Below are 16,192 nucleotides of genomic sequence, written 5' to 3'. Positions count from 1 at the left end.
CCTCCTCAGGCGGCATGCAACTGCCGCGTAGCTTACCGCTGTCAATTATGACGATTTGCGCACGCGCAGATACCATTCGCACAGCAGACGCACCTGCTTGCGGGTATAGCCTTTCTCCATCATGCGATCGACAAAATCGTCGTGTTTTTTCTGCTCATCCGTGGACGTTTTGGTGTTGAACGAAATCACCGGCAGCAGCTCCTCGGTGTTGGAGAACATTTTCTTCTCAATCACCGTGCGCAGTTTCTCGTAGCTGGTCCAGTTTGGATTGCGTCCGTTATTCTGCGCCCGTGCACGCAGCACAAAGTTGACGATCTCGTTACGGAAGTCTTTCGGATTACTGATCCCGGCCGGCTTCTCAATTTTTTCCAGCTCGGCATTGAGCGATTCCCGATCGAACAGCTGCCCGGTATCCGGATCGCGGTACTCCTGATCCTGAATCCAGAAATCTGCATAAGTGACATAGCGGTCAAAGATGTTCTGACCATACTCCGAATAGGATTCGAGGTAGGCGGTCTGAATCTCTTTGCCAATGAACTCCGCGTATTTCGGGATCAGGTAGCCTTTCAGGTGCTCCAGATACTTCTCGGCCTGATCCTGCGGGAACTGCTCGCGCTCAATCTGCTGCTCCAGCACGTAGAACAGGTGCACCGGGTTTGCCGCCACTTCGGCGTGGTCGAAGTTAAACACGCGCGACAGGATTTTGAACGCGAAGCGGGTCGACAGGCCGTTCATGCCTTCATCTACACCAGCGTAATCGTGATACTCCTGCCACGACTTGGCTTTGGGATCGGTATCTTTCAGGCTTTCACCGTCGTAGACGCGCATTTTCGAGTAGATGCTGGAGTTTTCCGGCTCTTTCAGACGCGACAGTATTGAGAAGCGCGCCAGCGTTTCCAGGGTGCCCGGTGCGCAGGGCGCGGTGGTCAGCTCACTGTGGTTAAGCAGTTTCTCATAGATTTTAATCTCCTCAGATACGCGCAGGCAGTAAGGCACCTTCACAATGTACACACGGTCTAGGAAAGCTTCGTTGTTCTTGTTGTTGCGGAAGGTCACCCATTCGGATTCGTTAGAGTGCGCCAGGATAATGCCGTTGAACGGCAGAGCGGAAATCCCCTCGGTGCCGTTATAGTTACCTTCCTGAGTCGCGGTCAGCAACGGATGCAGCACTTTGATGGGTGCTTTAAACATCTCCACGAATTCCATGATGCCCTGGTTGGCGCGGCACAGCGCACCGGAATAACCGTAGGCATCCGGATCGTTCTGTGCGTGGTTCTCCAGCTTGCGGATATCCACTTTACCCACCAGCGCCGAAATATCCTGGTTGTTTTCATCACCCGGTTCGGTTTTGGCGATAGCCAGCTGTTCCAGAATCGATGGCCACACTTTCACCACTTTGAAACGGGTAATATCACCGCCAAAGTCATGCAGCCGTTTTGCCGCCCACGGCGACATGATGGTGCCGAGATAGCGCCGCGGTACGCCATACTCTTTTTCCAGAATGTTGGCGTCTTCCTGCGGGTTAAACAGGCACAGCGGATGGTCGTTGACCGGGCTGCGTTCACCGTCGGCACTCAGCACGTAGATTGGCACACGCTGCATCAGCGCTTTAAGCCGTTCGGCCAGGGAGGATTTACCGCCGCCCACCGGACCGAGCAGGTACAGAATCTGTTTCTTCTCTTCTAACCCCTGCGCGGCGTGTTTCAGGTAAGAGACGATTTGCTCAATCGCTTCCTCCATACCATAAAACTCTTCAAAGGCCGGGTAGCGTCCAATGACGCGGTTGGAGAAGATACGGGAAAGGCGAGGCTCCTGGGCAGTATCGACCATTACTGGCTCACCGATGGCCATTAAAAGTCGTTCTGCCGCGTTGGCGTATGCACTGCGATCCTGCTTACAAATAGCGAGGAACTCCTGCAGAGTGAACTCTTCGTCCTTGGCAGCTTCATAACGCTGACGATAGTGATCGAATATATTCATAGCGATGCCCGTCCTTTCGTTTTTAGCACAGGTAAAGGAGCGTAATAAGATGCTCTTGCAGCTCCCGGAAGATATTCTTTATTGAGTACAGCAACCCTTATGCCAACCTGACGATTTTTTATCGGGATACACAATTCTTATGGTTACTCTGCTCGTACAAAAAATTCTCGTCTTACTTTTACTGTAGAAGGCAATCAGAAAAATTGCTCCGTCTTTTCTCCTTATTTAGCGATATATCAATAACAAAGTCTCATAAGCGCTAAGGCCGTCACGCCCGTGCGGTGGCAGGTGTGCTGCGACTCAGACGCCTCTGACAGGATAAAAAGCAAATCAACATTAAAAGTTAAACCAGTGGCAAAATTTGGTTAGACTCTGCGTGTGATTGTTATATTAATGGAATGAATAAATTGTGAACCAATTCAAACTTAAAGCGCTTGCTCTGGTGTGTCCTTGCTATTTTGCGGCGTTCAGCACTTACGCCGAACCCGTATCGCTCGGGGCTTCGGTTATTTATGCTGAGTCACCATACCGCGGGGGTCAGGACCGATATCTGCCGATTCCGGTCATCAATTATGAAGGGGAAAATTTCTGGTTCCGCAGCCTGCAGGGCGGCTATTACCTGTGGAAAGACCCGCAGAATCAGCTGTCATTAACGCTGCTCGGCTCGCCGCAGCAGTACGATCCAAAAGATAACGACCTGGGCGATATGAAAGGGCTGGATAAGCGCCGTATGACGCTGATGGCCGGGGCAACCTATCGTCACACCGCTGACTGGGGCATTGTGCGTACCGCGCTGCTGGGCGATGTGCTGAATAACAGCAACGGCATGATCTGGGATCTGACCTATCTTTACCGCTTTGACTTTGGCGCGTTCAGCCTGACGCCGGGCATTGGTGCGATGTGGAACAGTGCCAACCAAAACCGCTACTACTATGGCGTTTCCGGCCATGAAAGCGCGCGCACTGGCATTGACCGCTATCATCCGGACGACAGCTGGTCGCCTTACGTCGAGATGAACGCCAGCTACGCGATCAGCGACAGCTGGAATGCCAGCCTGTCAGGTCGTTATACCCGCTTCGCCAGCGAGATTAAAGACAGTCCGATGGTGGATAAAGACGGGCAGTTTACGCTGTGGACCGGCGTCAGCTATAGCTTCTGATGATCCCGTTGACGCCTCATAATGAGGCGTTTTTATTACCTTGCACCAACATGGCGCCCGAAAATGGCGCAGCAGGAGGTGAAATGAAGACCATTCAGTTTAACGATGATGCGCCACTGCCCGCGATGGGTCAGGGCACCTGGTACATGGGTGAAAATCCGACGCAGCGTGCGCAGGAAGTGGCTGCGCTGCAGGCCGGACTGGACGCCGGGCTAAAACTGATCGATACCGCTGAGATGTATGCAGAGGGCGGGGCAGAAGAGGTGGTTGGCGCAGCGCTGCGCGGGCGGCGCGATCAGGCCTGGCTGGTGTCAAAAGTCTACCCGTGGAACGCCGGCGAGGTCGATGCCGTTGACGCCTGTGAGCGCAGCCTGCGCCGTCTGCAAACCGATTATCTCGATCTCTACCTGTTGCACTGGCGCGGCAATGTGCCGCTGGAAGAGACGATTCGCGCGATGCAAACGCTACAGCAGCAGGGCAAAATCCGTCACTGGGGCGTGTCCAATTTTGACAGCGACGATCTGCAAGAGTTATGGAGCGAAGCCGGCGGCATGGGCTGTGCCACCAATCAGGTTCTTTATCATCTGGCGTCGCGCGGGATCGAATACGACGTACTGCCGCTCTGTCAGCAGCACCATACGCCGATCATGGCCTATTGTCCGCTGGCGCAGGCCGGGCGACTACGTCAGGCGCTGTTTGACGATGCGACATTGCAGCAGATTGCACAACAGAAGGGCATCAGCATCGCACAGCTGCTGCTGTGCTGGGTGATTCGTCTGCCGGGCGTGATGGCTATTCCTAAGGCGGGCAGCGTGGCGCACGTGCAGGAAAATGCGGCGGCGTTGAATATCACGTTAAGCAGCGATGAACTGGCGCTGCTCGATCGTGCCTTTCCGCCGCCGCAGCATAAACTGCCGCTGGACGTGGTGTAAACGGCGCGGGCGCGCCGTTCAGCATTACTTATTGCTGATTCTCAGCGTGACGCCAAGGCGGGCAGGGGTTTCTCCGGCACTTTTCATCGGCTTGTTGATACGCGCCGTCTCCACGCACACCATCGTTTTATAACCATCGTTAGGCATATCAGCCATGCTGCACGACAGCGCCGGGCCCGGGTTCCACGTGACAACGTCACTTTGGTAGTGATGATAGACTTCAATCTGGCGCTTGCCGGCGCGGTCGTGAATCACGCTGCAGTCTTCCGCGGCCGTGTGAATGCGATCAACCCGATCGGGATAGGTTTGTTTACCGTCTGGCGCGCTGCCGATGGCATTGTCCTGCACTTTGTCGATGTAGCTGTTGCCGAGGCCGCTGACTTCCACCTGCGCAATGTCCGCCACCTGAAAATAGCTGTGCAGTGCTGCCGTAGCCTCGTAATCGCCCCAGGCTTCCAGTTCAATCTCACAATGTTCTGCAATGCGGAAGCGCGCCAGCAGCGTGAAATCGTGCGGCCACAGTTTTTTGGTCTGCGCATTACTTTCCAGAGTGAAGGTGAGCATGACAGCATCTTCGTTTTCATCATGTGCCGTCAGCGTCCATGGCTGATTGCGGGCAAAACCGTGCGCCGGCTCGCCAGCCGGACCAAACCACGGCCAGCATATCGGCACGCCACCGCGAATGGCTTTGCCGCTGACGAACGGCGTCTTGTCGCTGAGCCAGATCGCGGGCTGCTGACCGGCCGGCTGCCATGCCAGCAGGTGCGCGCCCTGCAGCGCAATGGCGGCGCGCACTTTCGGATGGCTGATCACCAGAATCGGCAATTCACCCATCTGACGCTGCGACAGGTAAGGGGTGATCTGCGCCACCACGGGCAAGGTAAAAAGCGAGTTTTGCATTGTCAGACCTTCTCTCATCCAATCGAAAAAAAAGGGGCGACCGAAGTCACCCCTTGTCTGTTTAGCCGGTTAGCTTACTTAGCAGCAACCAGTGCAATCAGATCCAGAACCTTGTTGGAGTAACCGGTTTCGTTATCGTACCAGGAAACCAGTTTCACAAAGTTGTCGTTCAGAGCGATACCGGCTTTCGCGTCGAACACCGAAGTCAGGGTTTCGCCGTTGAAGTCGGTAGAAACTACGTCGTCTTCGATGTAGCCCAGCACGTCTTTCATGTCACCTTCAGCAGCGGCTTTGATTGCTGCACAGATGTCTTTGTAAGACGCTGGTTTTTCCAGACGTACAGTCAGGTCAACCACAGACACGTTTGGCGTTGGTACGCGGAATGCCATACCGGTCAGTTTGCCGTTCAGCTCTGGCAGAACTTTACCAACTGCTTTCGCTGCGCCAGTAGAAGATGGGATGATGTTCTGTGCTGCACCGCGGCCGCCGCGCCAGTCTTTGTGAGACGGGCCATCAACGGTTTTCTGGGTTGCGGTGGTCGCGTGTACGGTGGTCATCAGGCCTTCAACGATACCGAATTTGTCGTTGATCACTTTAGCCAGCGGCGCCAGGCAGTTGGTGGTGCAGGACGCGTTAGACACGATGTCCTGGCCGGCATATTTGTCGAAGTTAGCACCGCGTACGAACATTGGGGTGTCATCTTTAGACGGGCCAGTCAGAACCACTTTCTTCGCGCCGGCAGCGATGTGTTTGCGTGCGGTTTCGTCGGTCAGGAAGATACCGGTTGCTTCAGCAACAACGTCAACGCCCACTTCGTCCCATTTCAGGTTAGCCGGGTCTTTCTCAGCGGTAACACGGATTTTTTTACCGTTAACAATCAGCGCGCCATCTTTCACTTCTACGGTGCCGTCGAAACGACCGTGTGTAGAGTCATACTTCAGCATGTAAGCCATGTAATCGGCGTCGAGCAGGTCGTTGATCGCGACGATTTCGATGTCAGAACGCTGCTGAGCAGCACGGAAAACGATGCGACCGATACGGCCAAAACCGTTGATACCTACTTTGATAGTCATATATTCCACCAGCTATTTGTTAGTGAATAAAAGGTTGGCTGTAAAATTACAAAAACCTTACCAGGCGTCAAGCGGAATCGTGTCAATTGTTGCGACAGGTCAATTCCTACGCCAGGAATAATTGGGTGCGCAAACGCTTGCGCAGCGCCCTTATTGCGCACCTATCTTACGCCTAATGCAGACTAAAAAGGGATGACTGTTGCAAAGGGTGATCGCCATCACAAAATTGCGCAGTGCAGGTCGGGACAAAAGCATCCGCACGAAAAAAGACCCGGAATATGTTGTTCGTTTGTTAGAATACTAGACGATTTTTACAGAATGACACTCCGGAACTCAAAATGGCTAAAGACACCGCACCCGAGGCAAAAATCGCGCAGCTGTCGGAAATGCAGCGCTACGTCACCCAGCATCGCGGAACGGAACCGCCCTTCACTGGCGCGCTGTTGCACAACAAGCAGGAGGGCATTTATCACTGCCTGGTCTGCAACGCACCGCTGTTTCTCTCCGAAACCAAATATGACTCCGGCTGCGGCTGGCCGAGCTTCTATCAGCCTTACAAGGATGATGCCATCCGCTATCTGGAAGATGATTCGCACGGCATGCACCGCGTTGAGATTCGCTGTGGGAGCTGCGACGCACATCTCGGCCACGTCTTCCCGGATGGCCCGCAGCCAACCGGCGAGCGCTATTGCGTCAACTCAGCGTCGCTGAGCTTTACCGACGAGCAGGGCAATCAGCACGAGGGCTGAGCATGAAGCAGGAACTGGAAGCAATGCTGGCGGCGATGACGCCGGAAGTGTATGAGCGTCTCGCCACTGCGGTGGAAACCGGCAAGTGGCCTGACGGCGTGGCGCTGACGCAGGATCAGCGGGATAACTGCCTGCAGCTGGTGATGCTGTGGCAGGCGCGCCATAACGACCAACCGCAGCACATGACCATTGGCAAGGGCGGCGAGATGGTGATGAAGTCGAAAAAACAGCTGAAGGAAGAGTGGGGAATCGAGTCCGACGTGACGCGCATCAACCTGCATTAACAGGCTGCAGGGCTGGTAAGTACCAGCCCTGATTTTCAGATAATGACGGCACCCTGCGCCTGCATCTGCGCGATAGCAATCTCGCTGTCGTCCGGATTGAGATTGACGCCGCGGCAGCCTTCCTGCACCACCTGCACGTTGTATCCCAGCTCCAGCGCATCCAGCACGCTGTACTTCACGCAGTAATCCGTGGCAATGCCCAGCATCACCAGGTCAGTAATGCCGCGTTCACGCAGCCAGCTGTCGAGCTCAGTTTTGCGCCGGTGACCGTTGTCGAAAAAGGCGCTGTAACTGTCGACATCAACATCGCCGCCTTTGTGGAATACCGCATCGATCAGGCTGCGATCCAAATCCGGGTGAAAATCAGCGCCGTGTGAGTGCTGTACGCCGTGATCCGGCCACCAGATTTGCGCCAGGCCGTTGAGTTCACCCAGCGTGTAGACCGGCTCACCAGAGACCGAGGCGAAGCTGCCGTGATTGGCCGGATGCCAGTCCTGCAACGCCACCACGCACTCACCGCGCGCGCGAAATTCCTGAGCATAGCGATTGGCCACCGCAACCGTCTGATCACCTTCACGCACGGCCATCGGGCCGCCGGGGCAAAAATCGTTCTGAATATCGATAATTATCAATGCCCGCTTCATGGGATAGTGCTCCGTATCAGTCTTCGGTCAGTTCGCCACGTAAATTCTGCTGCATTTTGGCACGAATTTCGGCGCTGGTAAGGTCCTGGCTCAACAAAAAGTGCAGTTTAGTCAGGGTGGCTTCGACGGTGAGATCAAAACCACTGATTACGCCGGCATGTTCCAGGGCGTTACCGGTGGCGTAACCGCCCATGTTGACCTTACCGGACATGCACTGCGTCAGGTTAACCACCACGATGCCGCGCTCGCTGGCCTGCTGCAGTTCGGCGAGAAACTCGGCGTTTTGCGGCGCGTTACCTACACCGTAAGAGCGCAGAATCAGCGCTTTCACCGGCTGGCGCAGGAAGTTGCGCACCACATCGGCGGAAATCCCCGGGTAAATCGTCACCACACCGATTGGCTGTGGCGTGATCGGATGCACGCTCAGCTCACCGCTGCCGCGCGGTGCCGGTGGCGTGTTGAGACGGCGAATATGGATGCCCGCTTCGAGCAGCGGCGACAGGTTCGGTGAAGCAAACGCATTAAAACCGTCAGCGTGGGCTTTGGTGGTGCGGTTACCGCGAAACAGCGTGTTATTAAAGAACAGCGCCACTTCATTGATTGGGTAATTGGCAGCAACATACAGCGAGTTCAGCAGGTTCTGCTGGCCGTCTGAACGCAGCTCGGCCAGCGGGATCTGCGACCCGGTGACGATCACCGGCTTGGCCAGGTTCTCCAGCATAAACGACAGCGCGGAGGCGGTGAACGCCATGGTATCGGTGCCGTGCAGAATGACGAAACCGTCGTAGCGGTCATAGTTCTGCTGGATGTCGTCGGCGATTGACTGCCAGTCCTGCGGCGTCATATCCGAGGAGTCAATCAGCGGATGGTATTCGTGGATGGTGAAATCCGGCATTTCCGGACGGTGAAACTCTGGCATCATCGCCAGCTGCTGCTGCAGATGGCCAGAAACCGGAATGTAACCCTGCGCGGAGCGTTGCATACCGATGGTCCCGCCCGTGTAGGCTACATAGATATTTTTCTTTTGCATGAATGGACTCAGACTTGCCGTAAAACGCGCAGTATAAGGGGATTGGCGGGGAAAAGCAGCCCGACCAGCGGCCGGGCTGTAAAGATTAGCGTACGTTGCCGCAGGTCAGGCAGAACGCGTAACGGTTTTGTGGATCGTTGAGATTGTTCAGCAGGCCCGGCTGCGACTGCAGCGCGCCCATCACGTCGCTGACCGGTGCCGGCAGCCACACTTTCAGCGCGGCCGGCAGCACGGCCTGCACCGACGCGTTCATCTGGTTCAGCAGCAGGTCAATCATCCCCGGATCGTCCTGATACCAGCTCAGCTCAGGTTTCGCAACCTTCGCCAGCTCGGCGGCTTTCGCCACTGCATCGTCGAAGTCGCCCAGCGCATCCACCAGACCATTGGCTTTCGCATCGCTGCCGGTCCAGACGTGACCCTGCGCAATGGCGTCGATCTGCTCTGGCGTTTTATGGCGGGACGCCGCGACCAGGCCGACAAAGTTGCGATAACCGTTTTCGATGGTCAGCTGCATCAGCTGCTGCACTTCAGGCGGCAGCGCTTTGGTGGTCGAGACATCCGCCAGCGGCGAGGTGGCGACGCCGTCGCTGTGCACGCCAATGCTGCTCAGGCTATTTTCCACCGTATTGATCACGCCGAAGATGCCGATTGACCCGGTCAGGGTGCTCGGCGCCGCGACGATATAGTCGGCCGGCGTAGAGATCCAGTAGCCGCCCGATGCCGCCATGCCGCCCATAGACACCACCACCGGCTTACCGGCGTCGTGCGCCGCTGCCAGCTCTTCACGGATCGCCTCCGATGCCGTTACGCTGCCGCCCGGGCTGTTGACGCGCAGCACGATGGCTTTGATTTTATCGTCGAGGCGCGCATCGCGGATCTGCGCAGCGGTGGTATCGCCACCGACGTTGCCGGCGCTCTCTTCACCGTCCATGATGGCGCCGCTGGCGAGGATCACCGCAATGTTGCCATCCTGCTGCGTCGGTTGTTTAACGTTGTAGTCATAAATGCTGACGTTGCGGTAGTCATTGCTGGCTTTATCCCAGCCGAAGGTTTTCACCAGCTCGCGATCGGCTGCCGCGCGCGAATCCAGCACATCCACCAGTTTATTGTTCAGGGCATATTTAGCGGTATCACCCTGAACCGCCTGCAGACCGCTGATGAGACCCGCCGCGCCCGGGAACAGCTGCTGCGGCGTGATTTGGCGGTTGGCGGATACCGTGTTGAGGTAGTTCTGCCACAGCTGGCCGACCCAGCGGCCATCGGCATCACGCGCTTCCGGCGACATATCATCGCGCAGGAAAGGTTCCACCGCTGACTTGTAAGTCCCCACGCGGAACACGTGTGAGCTGACTTTCAGCTTATCCAGCAGGGATTTGTAATACAGGCCGTTGGTGGCCAGTCCGTGCAGATCGACCGTGCCCTGCGGTGACAGATACACTTTGGTGGCGTAGCTGGCGAGATAGTATTGCGCCTGGCTGTAGCTGTCGCCGAGGGCAAAAATCGGTTTGCCCGCGTCGCGGAATTCGCGCAGTGCTTTACCCACATACTGCAGCGAAGGTTGATCGCCACCGGCAAAATCACGCAGATCCAGCACCATGCCGGTGATATTTTTGTCGCTCTTTGCCTGGCGAATGGCATCGACCACATCAAACAGCGAATTTTCCTGCAGGCGATCGCTGCTGGCACCCAGCAACTGGCGGCTGATGCGGCTCAGACGATTGCTGACCGACGGTTTGTCCACCAGTACGCCGCTCAAATCCACTTTCAGCGCACCCTGCTGCACCGGTTCGCTGCTGCTGGCGCTGGAAAGCTGCAGCCAGATGCCGACGCCGGCCAGAATTAATACAATCAGGAACAGATTCAGGATAAATTCCCGGATAAAATTCAGCACCCGCCAGCTCCAGCGGAACAGGCCAGCAATAATTCGCCACAATGTGCGCATAAACTCTCCATATTCACGTAGCCAGGGCAGCCGGAGTGCGGTCTGCCCCGATGTCGGGTTCATCCTAAAGAGCAGCGTGCGAAAAGTCAGCAGGAAATCGCGCCAGACTGTTACAAAAGATCGCGCTGTGCCAGGATTAGCCCACGTTTTACTCTTCACGGGAGAATCAAGATGGATGCACTGGACTTACTGGTAAATCGTCGTTCGGCGTCACGTCTGACCGAGCCGGCACCGGCCGGTGACGTGCTGCAAAATATTCTGCATGCCGGCATGCGCGCACCGGATCACGGAACGCTGCAGCCGTGGCGCTTCGTCATCATTGAAAACGAAGGGCGTGAACGCTTCAGTCATCTGCTGGAGCAGGCCGCGCGCGACAGCCAACTGGATGATAAAGCCATCGAAAAGGCCCGGACGTCACCGTTCCGCGCGCCGATGATCATTACCGTGGTGGCGCACTGCGAAGCTTCCGTCAAAGTGCCGCGCTGGGAGCAGGTCGTGTCCGCGGGCTGTGCGGTGATGGCGATGCAGATGGCGGCCGTGGCGCAGGGCTTTAACGGCATCTGGCGCAGCGGTCCGTGGACCGATCATCCGCAGGTGCGCGCCGCCTTTGGCTGCCGCGAGCAGGATGCAATTGTCGGTTTCCTCTATCTCGGTACGCCACAGCTGAAGGCCAATACCACGGTGGTTGCGCCCGACAGCGAGGCGTTTGTCAGTTATTTCTGACAGACAACAGCGGGTTTCTGCGGCAAGGTGAGTGCGCCGGCAGTGATTGCACAGTCGCTGTGCGAAAGATCGCGCTTAACGGCGACAGCGCTTACCAGCGGCGGACAGCCAGGCTAACATAGCCCTCTCTGTTCAGCGCATAAGGAACCCGCCATGAGCGAACCGCTTCGTCTGACGCAATACAGCCACGGCGCTGGCTGCGGCTGTAAAATTTCACCTCAGGTACTCGAAACCATCCTGCACAGTGAACTGACTGCCTTTCACGATCCGCAACTGCTGGTCGGCAACGAAACCCGTGATGATGCCGCGGTTTACGACCTCGGCAACGGTACGGCGGTGGTCAGCACCACCGACTTTTTTATGCCGATCGTGGACGACCCGCACACCTTTGGTCGTATCGCGGCCACCAATGCCATCAGCGATATCTATGCCATGGGCGGCAAACCGATCATGGCGATTGCCATTCTTGGCTGGCCGGTTAATGTGTTGGACGCGAAGGTGGCGCAGCAGGTGATTGAGGGCGGTCGCGCGGCCTGCCAGGCGGCCGGCATCGCGCTGGCGGGCGGGCACTCAATCGATGCGCCGGAACCGATTTTTGGCCTTGCCGTGACCGGCATCGTTGACGTGGCGCGCGTCAAAAAGAACAGCGCTGCGCAGGCCGGTTGCGAACTCTTCCTCACCAAGCCGCTTGGCATCGGTATTCTGACTACCGCAGAGAAAAAAGGGCTGCTGCGTGCGGAGCATCAGACGCTGGCGGCGCAGGTGATGTGCCAGCTCAATAGTGCAGGGGCGGAATTTGCTAAACTGCCCGGCGTCAGCGCCATGACCGATGTCACCGGCTTTGGTCTACTGGGGCACCTGAGCGAAATCTGTCTGGGATCCGGCCTGCGCGCGCAGGTGATGGCCGCGCAGGTACCGCGTCTGCCTGGCGTGGACCAGTACATTGCGGCTGGCGCGGTGCCGGGTGGAACCAGCCGCAACTTCGCCAGCTATGGCGAGCACATATCTGCTATGGATGAGGCCACGCGCGCACTGCTGTGCGATCCGCAAACATCCGGCGGGCTGCTGGTGGCGGTACAGCCTGCGGCCGTGGCGGCGTTTCGCGCGTGCGCCGCACAGGCTGGCGTCGAGGCCACGGCGATCGGCGCGCTGCTGCCGGCCGACCGCGACCATCCACTGATTACTGTAGTCACCTGACGTAAAGGAACGACGCCATTCATGCGTTTGTTTATTGCTGAAAAACCCAGTCTGGCGCGCGCCATCGCCGATGTGTTACCCAAACCGCATCGCCGTGGCGACGGCTATATTGCCTGTGGTAATGACCAGGTTGTGACCTGGTGTGTCGGGCATCTGCTGGAACAGGCGCAGCCTGACCAGTACGACAGCCGCTATGCGCGCTGGAACCTGGCGGATTTACCGATCATTCCGGATAAATGGCGCCTGCAGCCGCGCCCGTCGGTGGCGAAGCAGCTCAAAGTGATTGAGGGTTTACTGCAGCAGGCCAGCGTGGTGGTGCACGCCGGTGACCCGGATCGCGAGGGGCAACTGCTGGTTGATGAGGTGCTGGACTATCTGCAACTGCCGGCCGAAAAGCGTCAGCAGGTGCAGCGCTGCCTGATCAACGACCTCAACCCGTCGGCGGTGGAGCGTGCGGTGAGCCGTTTGCGCGAAAACCGTGAATTCATTCCGCTGTGCGTGTCGGCACTGGCACGGGCGCGCGCCGACTGGCTGTACGGCATCAACATGACGCGCGCCTGGACGCTGCTGGGCCGCAACGCCGGTTACGACGGCGTGCTGTCGGTGGGACGCGTTCAGACGCCGGTGCTGGGGCTGGTGGTGAGGCGCGATGAAGAGATCGAAAACTTTGTGCCGAAGGATTACTTTGAAGTGAAGGCGCACATCGTCACCCCGAAAGAGGAGCGCTTTGTGGCCAGCTGGATCCCCAGCGATGCCTGTGAGCCGTGGCAGGATGAAGAGGGCCGCTTGCTGCATCGTCCGCTGGCCGACCATGTGCTTGAACGCATCAACGGCAAACCGGCGTGGGTGACGGGCTACAACGATAAGCGGGAGTCAGAAACCGCGCCGCTGCCGTTTTCACTCTCCAGCCTGCAAATCGAGGCGGCGAAGCGCTTCGGCCTGAGTGCCCAGACGGTGCTGGACTGCTGTCAGCGGCTGTATGAAACCCATAAGCTGATCACCTATCCGCGCTCGGACAGCCGCTATCTGCCGGATGAGCATTTTGCCGGCCGCCATGCGGTGCTGAACGCCATTCAGGCGCATCAGCCGGATGTGTCACTGCCGGCTGATTTCAATGCCGATCAGAAAAATCGCTGCTGGGATGATAAAAAAGTGGATGCGCACCATGCCATCGTGCCGACGGCGCGCGCCAGCAAGGTGAATCTGAGCGATAACGAAGCCAATATTTACGGCCTGATTGCGCGCCAGTATCTGATGCAGTTTTGTCCCGATGCGGTATTTCGCAAATGCGTTATTGACCTCGATATCGGCGGCGGTAAGTTCGTGGCCAAAGCGCGTTTTCTCGCTGAAGCCGGCTGGCGTGCGCTGCTGGGCAGCAAAGAGCGCGATGAAGAAAACGACGGCACGCCGATGCCGGTGGTAAGCAAAGGTGATGAGCTGCTGTGTGAACGCGGCGAAGTGCTGGCAAAGCAAACCCAGCCGCCGCGTCCGTTCACCGATGCCACGCTGCTGTCAGCCATGACCGGCATTGCCCGCTTTGTGCAGGATAAAGAATTAAAGAAAGTGCTGCGGGCGACCGATGGTTTAGGAACGGAAGCGACGCGCGCCGGCATCATCGAATTGCTGTTCCGCCGTACATTTCTGGTGAAGAAAGGTCGCTATATTCATTCAACCGGGGCGGGCAGGGCGCTGATTCATGCGTTACCTGAGATGGCCGCACGGCCGGATATGACGGCGCACTGGGAGTCGACGCTTACCCGCATCAGTGAAAAAGCCTGTCGCTATGATGAGTTTATGCAGCCGCTGGTCAGTACCTTAATCGGACTGATCGGTGAGGCGCGCCAGAGGCCGTCGCTGCAGGCTTTTCGTGGATTAGCCGCGACCGGAGCGAATAAACGTAGTAAAGGTAAAACGCCCCGGCGCAAAACGAAGGAGACGGAATAATGCGTTACGCAACGCTGTTGCTGAGTGGGCTGCTGCTGTGCAGCCAGGCCGCGCTGGCTAATCGCCAGCCGGAGCCTGCGCGGATGGGCAATACCGACGTGGTGGTGGATATGCCGCCAGAAGTCTGGACGCAGGGGCAGAACCGCCAGCAGAATAACTGCCTGCAGTGCTGTATCTATGAAAACCGCAGCTACTCCGAAGGCGCCGTGGTGAAAGCGGAAGGCGTACTGCTGCAGTGTGCGCGTGACGAAAAAGTGCTGGGCACCAATCCGCTGATGTGGAAAATCATTAAGTAAGATTGCGTGGCGCACCGGCGCCACGCTTTAGCATCACAATTTGAAACTGGACCACACCGGCGCGTGATCTGACGGTTTCTCCATGCTGCGAATATCATAGTCGATGCCGCTGTCAATGCAGCGCGACGCCAGCGGTGGGCTGGCCAGCAGCAGATCGATGCGCAGACCGCGGTTGTCATCGAACCCTTTTGAGCGATAGTCGAACCACGAGAAGCGATCTGCCGTTTCCGGGTTTTTCTCACGCCAGGTATCAACCAGACCCCACTGCATAAGACGATCCATCCACTCGCGCTCCTCCGGCAGGAACGAGCATTTACCGGTGCGCAGCCAGCGCTTACGGTTCTCTTCACCAATACCGATATCCAGATCGGTGCTGCTGATGTTCATATCACCCATGATCAACACCGGTTTGTCGGCCGCCAGCTGCTGCTCAAGATAGCTTTGCAGATCGCGATAGAACTTCTCTTTGGCCGGAAACTTGATGGGGTGGTCGCGGCTTTCTCCCTGCGGGAAGTAACCGTTGATGACGGTGATATCGCCTATCGGGCTAGGAATTTCCGCCATGATCAGACGGCGCTGGGAGTCTTCGCCGTCATCGGGAAAACCACGGCGCACTGCCACCGGCTGCGTCTTTGTCAGGAGCGCCACGCCGTAATGGCCTTTCTGGCCGTGATAAAACACGTTGTAACCGAGCTTGCTGACCTCTTCCAGCGGGAACATATCATCGTGCACTTTGGTTTCCTGCAGGCCGATGACATCCGGTTGATGCTGTTCAACCAGCGCCGCCAGCTGATGAGGACGTGCGCGCAAGCCGTTGATGTTAAAAGAGACAAATTTCATTTCGCTGCCATTTTTTCGTCGCAAAAGGTTGCGGCGATGGTAACCAGGTTTGCGGCAAAAGTCATGACCTGCGTCGTAAGAGCGTGACGATAACAGCGAGAGGCAGCAGGTACAAACCGATCACATGGGTAACACTTGAGTCCGTATCACTGTAGGGTCGCCATTAATGGCGACCTGGCATTGCCTGAATTCAGATGTCAGCTGGAGGAGAAGTACAGCATGAAATGGTGGCGGGAGAAGGATTAGTCGCCGCAAGCGCCTCACCTCATGCGCTGCACCCGGTGCGCATTAATGCGCACCCTACAATCCGGGTGACAACAGGGACGATGAGTGTAGAAACCGGTCACAAAGGTAAGATATCAGCCCGCACCACTGTAGATACCGTCTTGCCGGTTACCTGGCAAGACATATTTCGGCATCGAACGGACGACCCGATTTCAGCACGCCATAAGCCAGCTGCAGCAGCTTCTTCATCGCCGCGCACACCACGACTTTTCCC

At 57.1% G+C, this 16,192-nt stretch carries 15 protein-coding genes and 1 pseudogene; 8 read left to right on the top strand and 8 right to left on the bottom strand.

What is annotated here, in order from left to right:
* Positions 1–45: 45 nt before the first annotated feature.
* Positions 46–1,980, bottom strand: a complete 1,935-nt coding sequence (gene yeaG, locus MXF20_RS21295; protein WP_325971311.1) for a protein kinase YeaG — start codon at positions 1,978–1,980, stop codon at positions 46–48.
* A gap of 409 nt (positions 1,981–2,389) precedes the next feature.
* Here yeaG and MXF20_RS21290 point away from each other — a divergent pair, with 409 nt between their 5' ends.
* Both MXF20_RS21290 and MXF20_RS21285 read left to right on the top strand, forming a co-directional pair.
* Positions 2,390–3,139 carry a MipA/OmpV family protein gene (locus tag MXF20_RS21290; RefSeq protein ID WP_325971310.1) on the top strand — a complete coding sequence of 250 codons (750 nt, stop codon included), beginning with the start codon at positions 2,390–2,392 and terminating at the stop codon, positions 3,137–3,139.
* A gap of 83 nt (positions 3,140–3,222) precedes the next feature.
* Positions 3,223–4,071 (top strand): aldo/keto reductase, encoded by an 849-nt coding sequence (locus MXF20_RS21285; protein WP_325971309.1) that lies wholly within the window; start codon positions 3,223–3,225, stop codon positions 4,069–4,071.
* Positions 4,072–4,095: 24 nt separating this feature from the next.
* Here the strand turns inward: MXF20_RS21285 and MXF20_RS21280 are convergent, their stop codons facing one another.
* A complete protein-coding gene (locus MXF20_RS21280) occupies positions 4,096–4,971 on the bottom strand; it encodes a D-hexose-6-phosphate mutarotase (protein ID WP_325971308.1) in 876 nt (291 codons plus the stop codon).
* Positions 4,972–5,045: 74 nt separating this feature from the next.
* Positions 5,046–6,044, bottom strand: coding sequence for a glyceraldehyde-3-phosphate dehydrogenase (gene gapA, locus MXF20_RS21275; protein WP_325971307.1), 999 nt, complete (start codon positions 6,042–6,044; stop codon positions 5,046–5,048).
* A 338-nt stretch (positions 6,045–6,382) separates the two neighbouring features.
* On the opposite strand from gapA, the gene msrB reads away from it, so the two are divergent.
* Positions 6,383–6,793, top strand: coding sequence for a peptide-methionine (R)-S-oxide reductase MsrB (gene msrB / locus MXF20_RS21270; protein WP_325971306.1), 411 nt, complete (start codon positions 6,383–6,385; stop codon positions 6,791–6,793).
* A gap of 2 nt (positions 6,794–6,795) precedes the next feature.
* The gene (locus MXF20_RS21265) at positions 6,796–7,077 is read left to right on the top strand and encodes a YeaC family protein (protein WP_325971304.1); all 282 of its coding nucleotides are present in this window, start codon (positions 6,796–6,798) and stop codon (positions 7,075–7,077) included.
* A gap of 35 nt (positions 7,078–7,112) precedes the next feature.
* On the opposite strand, the gene pncA is transcribed toward MXF20_RS21265, so the two are convergent.
* From pncA to sppA, 3 genes are all read right to left on the bottom strand, one after another.
* Entirely contained in the window at positions 7,113–7,721 is a 609-nt protein-coding gene (gene pncA, locus MXF20_RS21260) for a bifunctional nicotinamidase/pyrazinamidase (protein ID WP_325971302.1), read from the bottom strand.
* Between the two features lie 16 nt (positions 7,722–7,737).
* Positions 7,738–8,751, bottom strand: a complete 1,014-nt coding sequence (gene ansA, locus MXF20_RS21255; protein WP_325971300.1) for an asparaginase — start codon at positions 8,749–8,751, stop codon at positions 7,738–7,740.
* Between the two features lie 85 nt (positions 8,752–8,836).
* Positions 8,837–10,693 (bottom strand): signal peptide peptidase SppA, encoded by a 1,857-nt coding sequence (gene sppA / locus MXF20_RS21250; protein WP_325971299.1) that lies wholly within the window; start codon positions 10,691–10,693, stop codon positions 8,837–8,839.
* A 171-nt stretch (positions 10,694–10,864) separates the two neighbouring features.
* On the opposite strand from sppA, the gene MXF20_RS21245 reads away from it, so the two are divergent.
* From MXF20_RS21245 to MXF20_RS21230, 4 genes are all read left to right on the top strand, one after another.
* Complete coding sequence (locus tag MXF20_RS21245; RefSeq protein ID WP_325971297.1) at positions 10,865–11,416, top strand: NAD(P)H nitroreductase; 552 nt, start codon at positions 10,865–10,867, stop codon at positions 11,414–11,416.
* Positions 11,417–11,569: 153 nt separating this feature from the next.
* On the top strand, positions 11,570–12,613 hold the full coding sequence (gene selD / locus MXF20_RS21240) for a selenide, water dikinase SelD (RefSeq protein WP_325971295.1): 1,044 nt from the start codon (positions 11,570–11,572) through the stop codon (positions 12,611–12,613).
* Positions 12,614–12,634: 21 nt separating this feature from the next.
* Positions 12,635–14,557, top strand: coding sequence for a DNA topoisomerase III (locus tag MXF20_RS21235; protein WP_325971293.1), 1,923 nt, complete (start codon positions 12,635–12,637; stop codon positions 14,555–14,557).
* Entirely contained in the window at positions 14,557–14,853 is a 297-nt protein-coding gene (locus MXF20_RS21230; protein ID WP_325971292.1) for a YnjH family protein, read from the top strand. The genes MXF20_RS21235 and MXF20_RS21230 overlap by 1 nt, the downstream gene beginning before the upstream one ends.
* Positions 14,854–14,886: 33 nt before the next feature.
* Here MXF20_RS21230 and xthA read toward each other — a convergent pair whose 3' ends face one another.
* Positions 14,887–15,693, bottom strand: coding sequence for an exodeoxyribonuclease III (gene xthA, locus MXF20_RS21225; protein ID WP_325971291.1), 807 nt, complete (start codon positions 15,691–15,693; stop codon positions 14,887–14,889).
* 393 nt (positions 15,694–16,086) lie between these two features.
* Positions 16,087–16,192, bottom strand: a pseudogene (locus MXF20_RS21220) (IS110 family transposase); the annotation flags it as partial.

This window comes from Pantoea dispersa (assembly GCF_035783935.1).
Taxonomy (GTDB): Bacteria; Pseudomonadota; Gammaproteobacteria; order Enterobacterales; family Enterobacteriaceae; genus Pantoea; species Pantoea dispersa_C.
The sequence above is the reverse complement of the archived record's forward strand: the minus strand, read 5'-3'. Positions and strand labels throughout refer to the sequence as shown.

Excerpts from the sequence above, each read along its gene's own strand:
- gapA (WP_325971307.1), bottom strand. The coding sequence starts at position 6,044 with ATGACTATCAAAGTAGGTATCAACGGTTTTGGCCGTATCGGTCGCATC.
- yeaG (WP_325971311.1), bottom strand. The coding sequence starts at position 1,980 with ATGAATATATTCGATCACTATCGTCAGCGTTATGAAGCTGCCAAGGAC.
- pncA (WP_325971302.1), bottom strand. The coding sequence starts at position 7,721 with ATGAAGCGGGCATTGATAATTATCGATATTCAGAACGATTTTTGCCCC.
- MXF20_RS21265 (WP_325971304.1), top strand. The coding sequence starts at position 6,796 with ATGAAGCAGGAACTGGAAGCAATGCTGGCGGCGATGACGCCGGAAGTG.
- MXF20_RS21245 (WP_325971297.1), top strand. The coding sequence starts at position 10,865 with ATGGATGCACTGGACTTACTGGTAAATCGTCGTTCGGCGTCACGTCTG.
- msrB (WP_325971306.1), top strand. The coding sequence starts at position 6,383 with ATGGCTAAAGACACCGCACCCGAGGCAAAAATCGCGCAGCTGTCGGAA.
- selD (WP_325971295.1), top strand. The coding sequence starts at position 11,570 with ATGAGCGAACCGCTTCGTCTGACGCAATACAGCCACGGCGCTGGCTGC.
- sppA (WP_325971299.1), bottom strand. The coding sequence starts at position 10,693 with ATGCGCACATTGTGGCGAATTATTGCTGGCCTGTTCCGCTGGAGCTGG.
- ansA (WP_325971300.1), bottom strand. The coding sequence starts at position 8,751 with ATGCAAAAGAAAAATATCTATGTAGCCTACACGGGCGGGACCATCGGT.
- MXF20_RS21235 (WP_325971293.1), top strand. The coding sequence starts at position 12,635 with ATGCGTTTGTTTATTGCTGAAAAACCCAGTCTGGCGCGCGCCATCGCC.
- MXF20_RS21285 (WP_325971309.1), top strand. The coding sequence starts at position 3,223 with ATGAAGACCATTCAGTTTAACGATGATGCGCCACTGCCCGCGATGGGT.
- MXF20_RS21230 (WP_325971292.1), top strand. The coding sequence starts at position 14,557 with ATGCGTTACGCAACGCTGTTGCTGAGTGGGCTGCTGCTGTGCAGCCAG.
- MXF20_RS21280 (WP_325971308.1), bottom strand. The coding sequence starts at position 4,971 with ATGCAAAACTCGCTTTTTACCTTGCCCGTGGTGGCGCAGATCACCCCT.
- xthA (WP_325971291.1), bottom strand. The coding sequence starts at position 15,693 with ATGAAATTTGTCTCTTTTAACATCAACGGCTTGCGCGCACGTCCTCAT.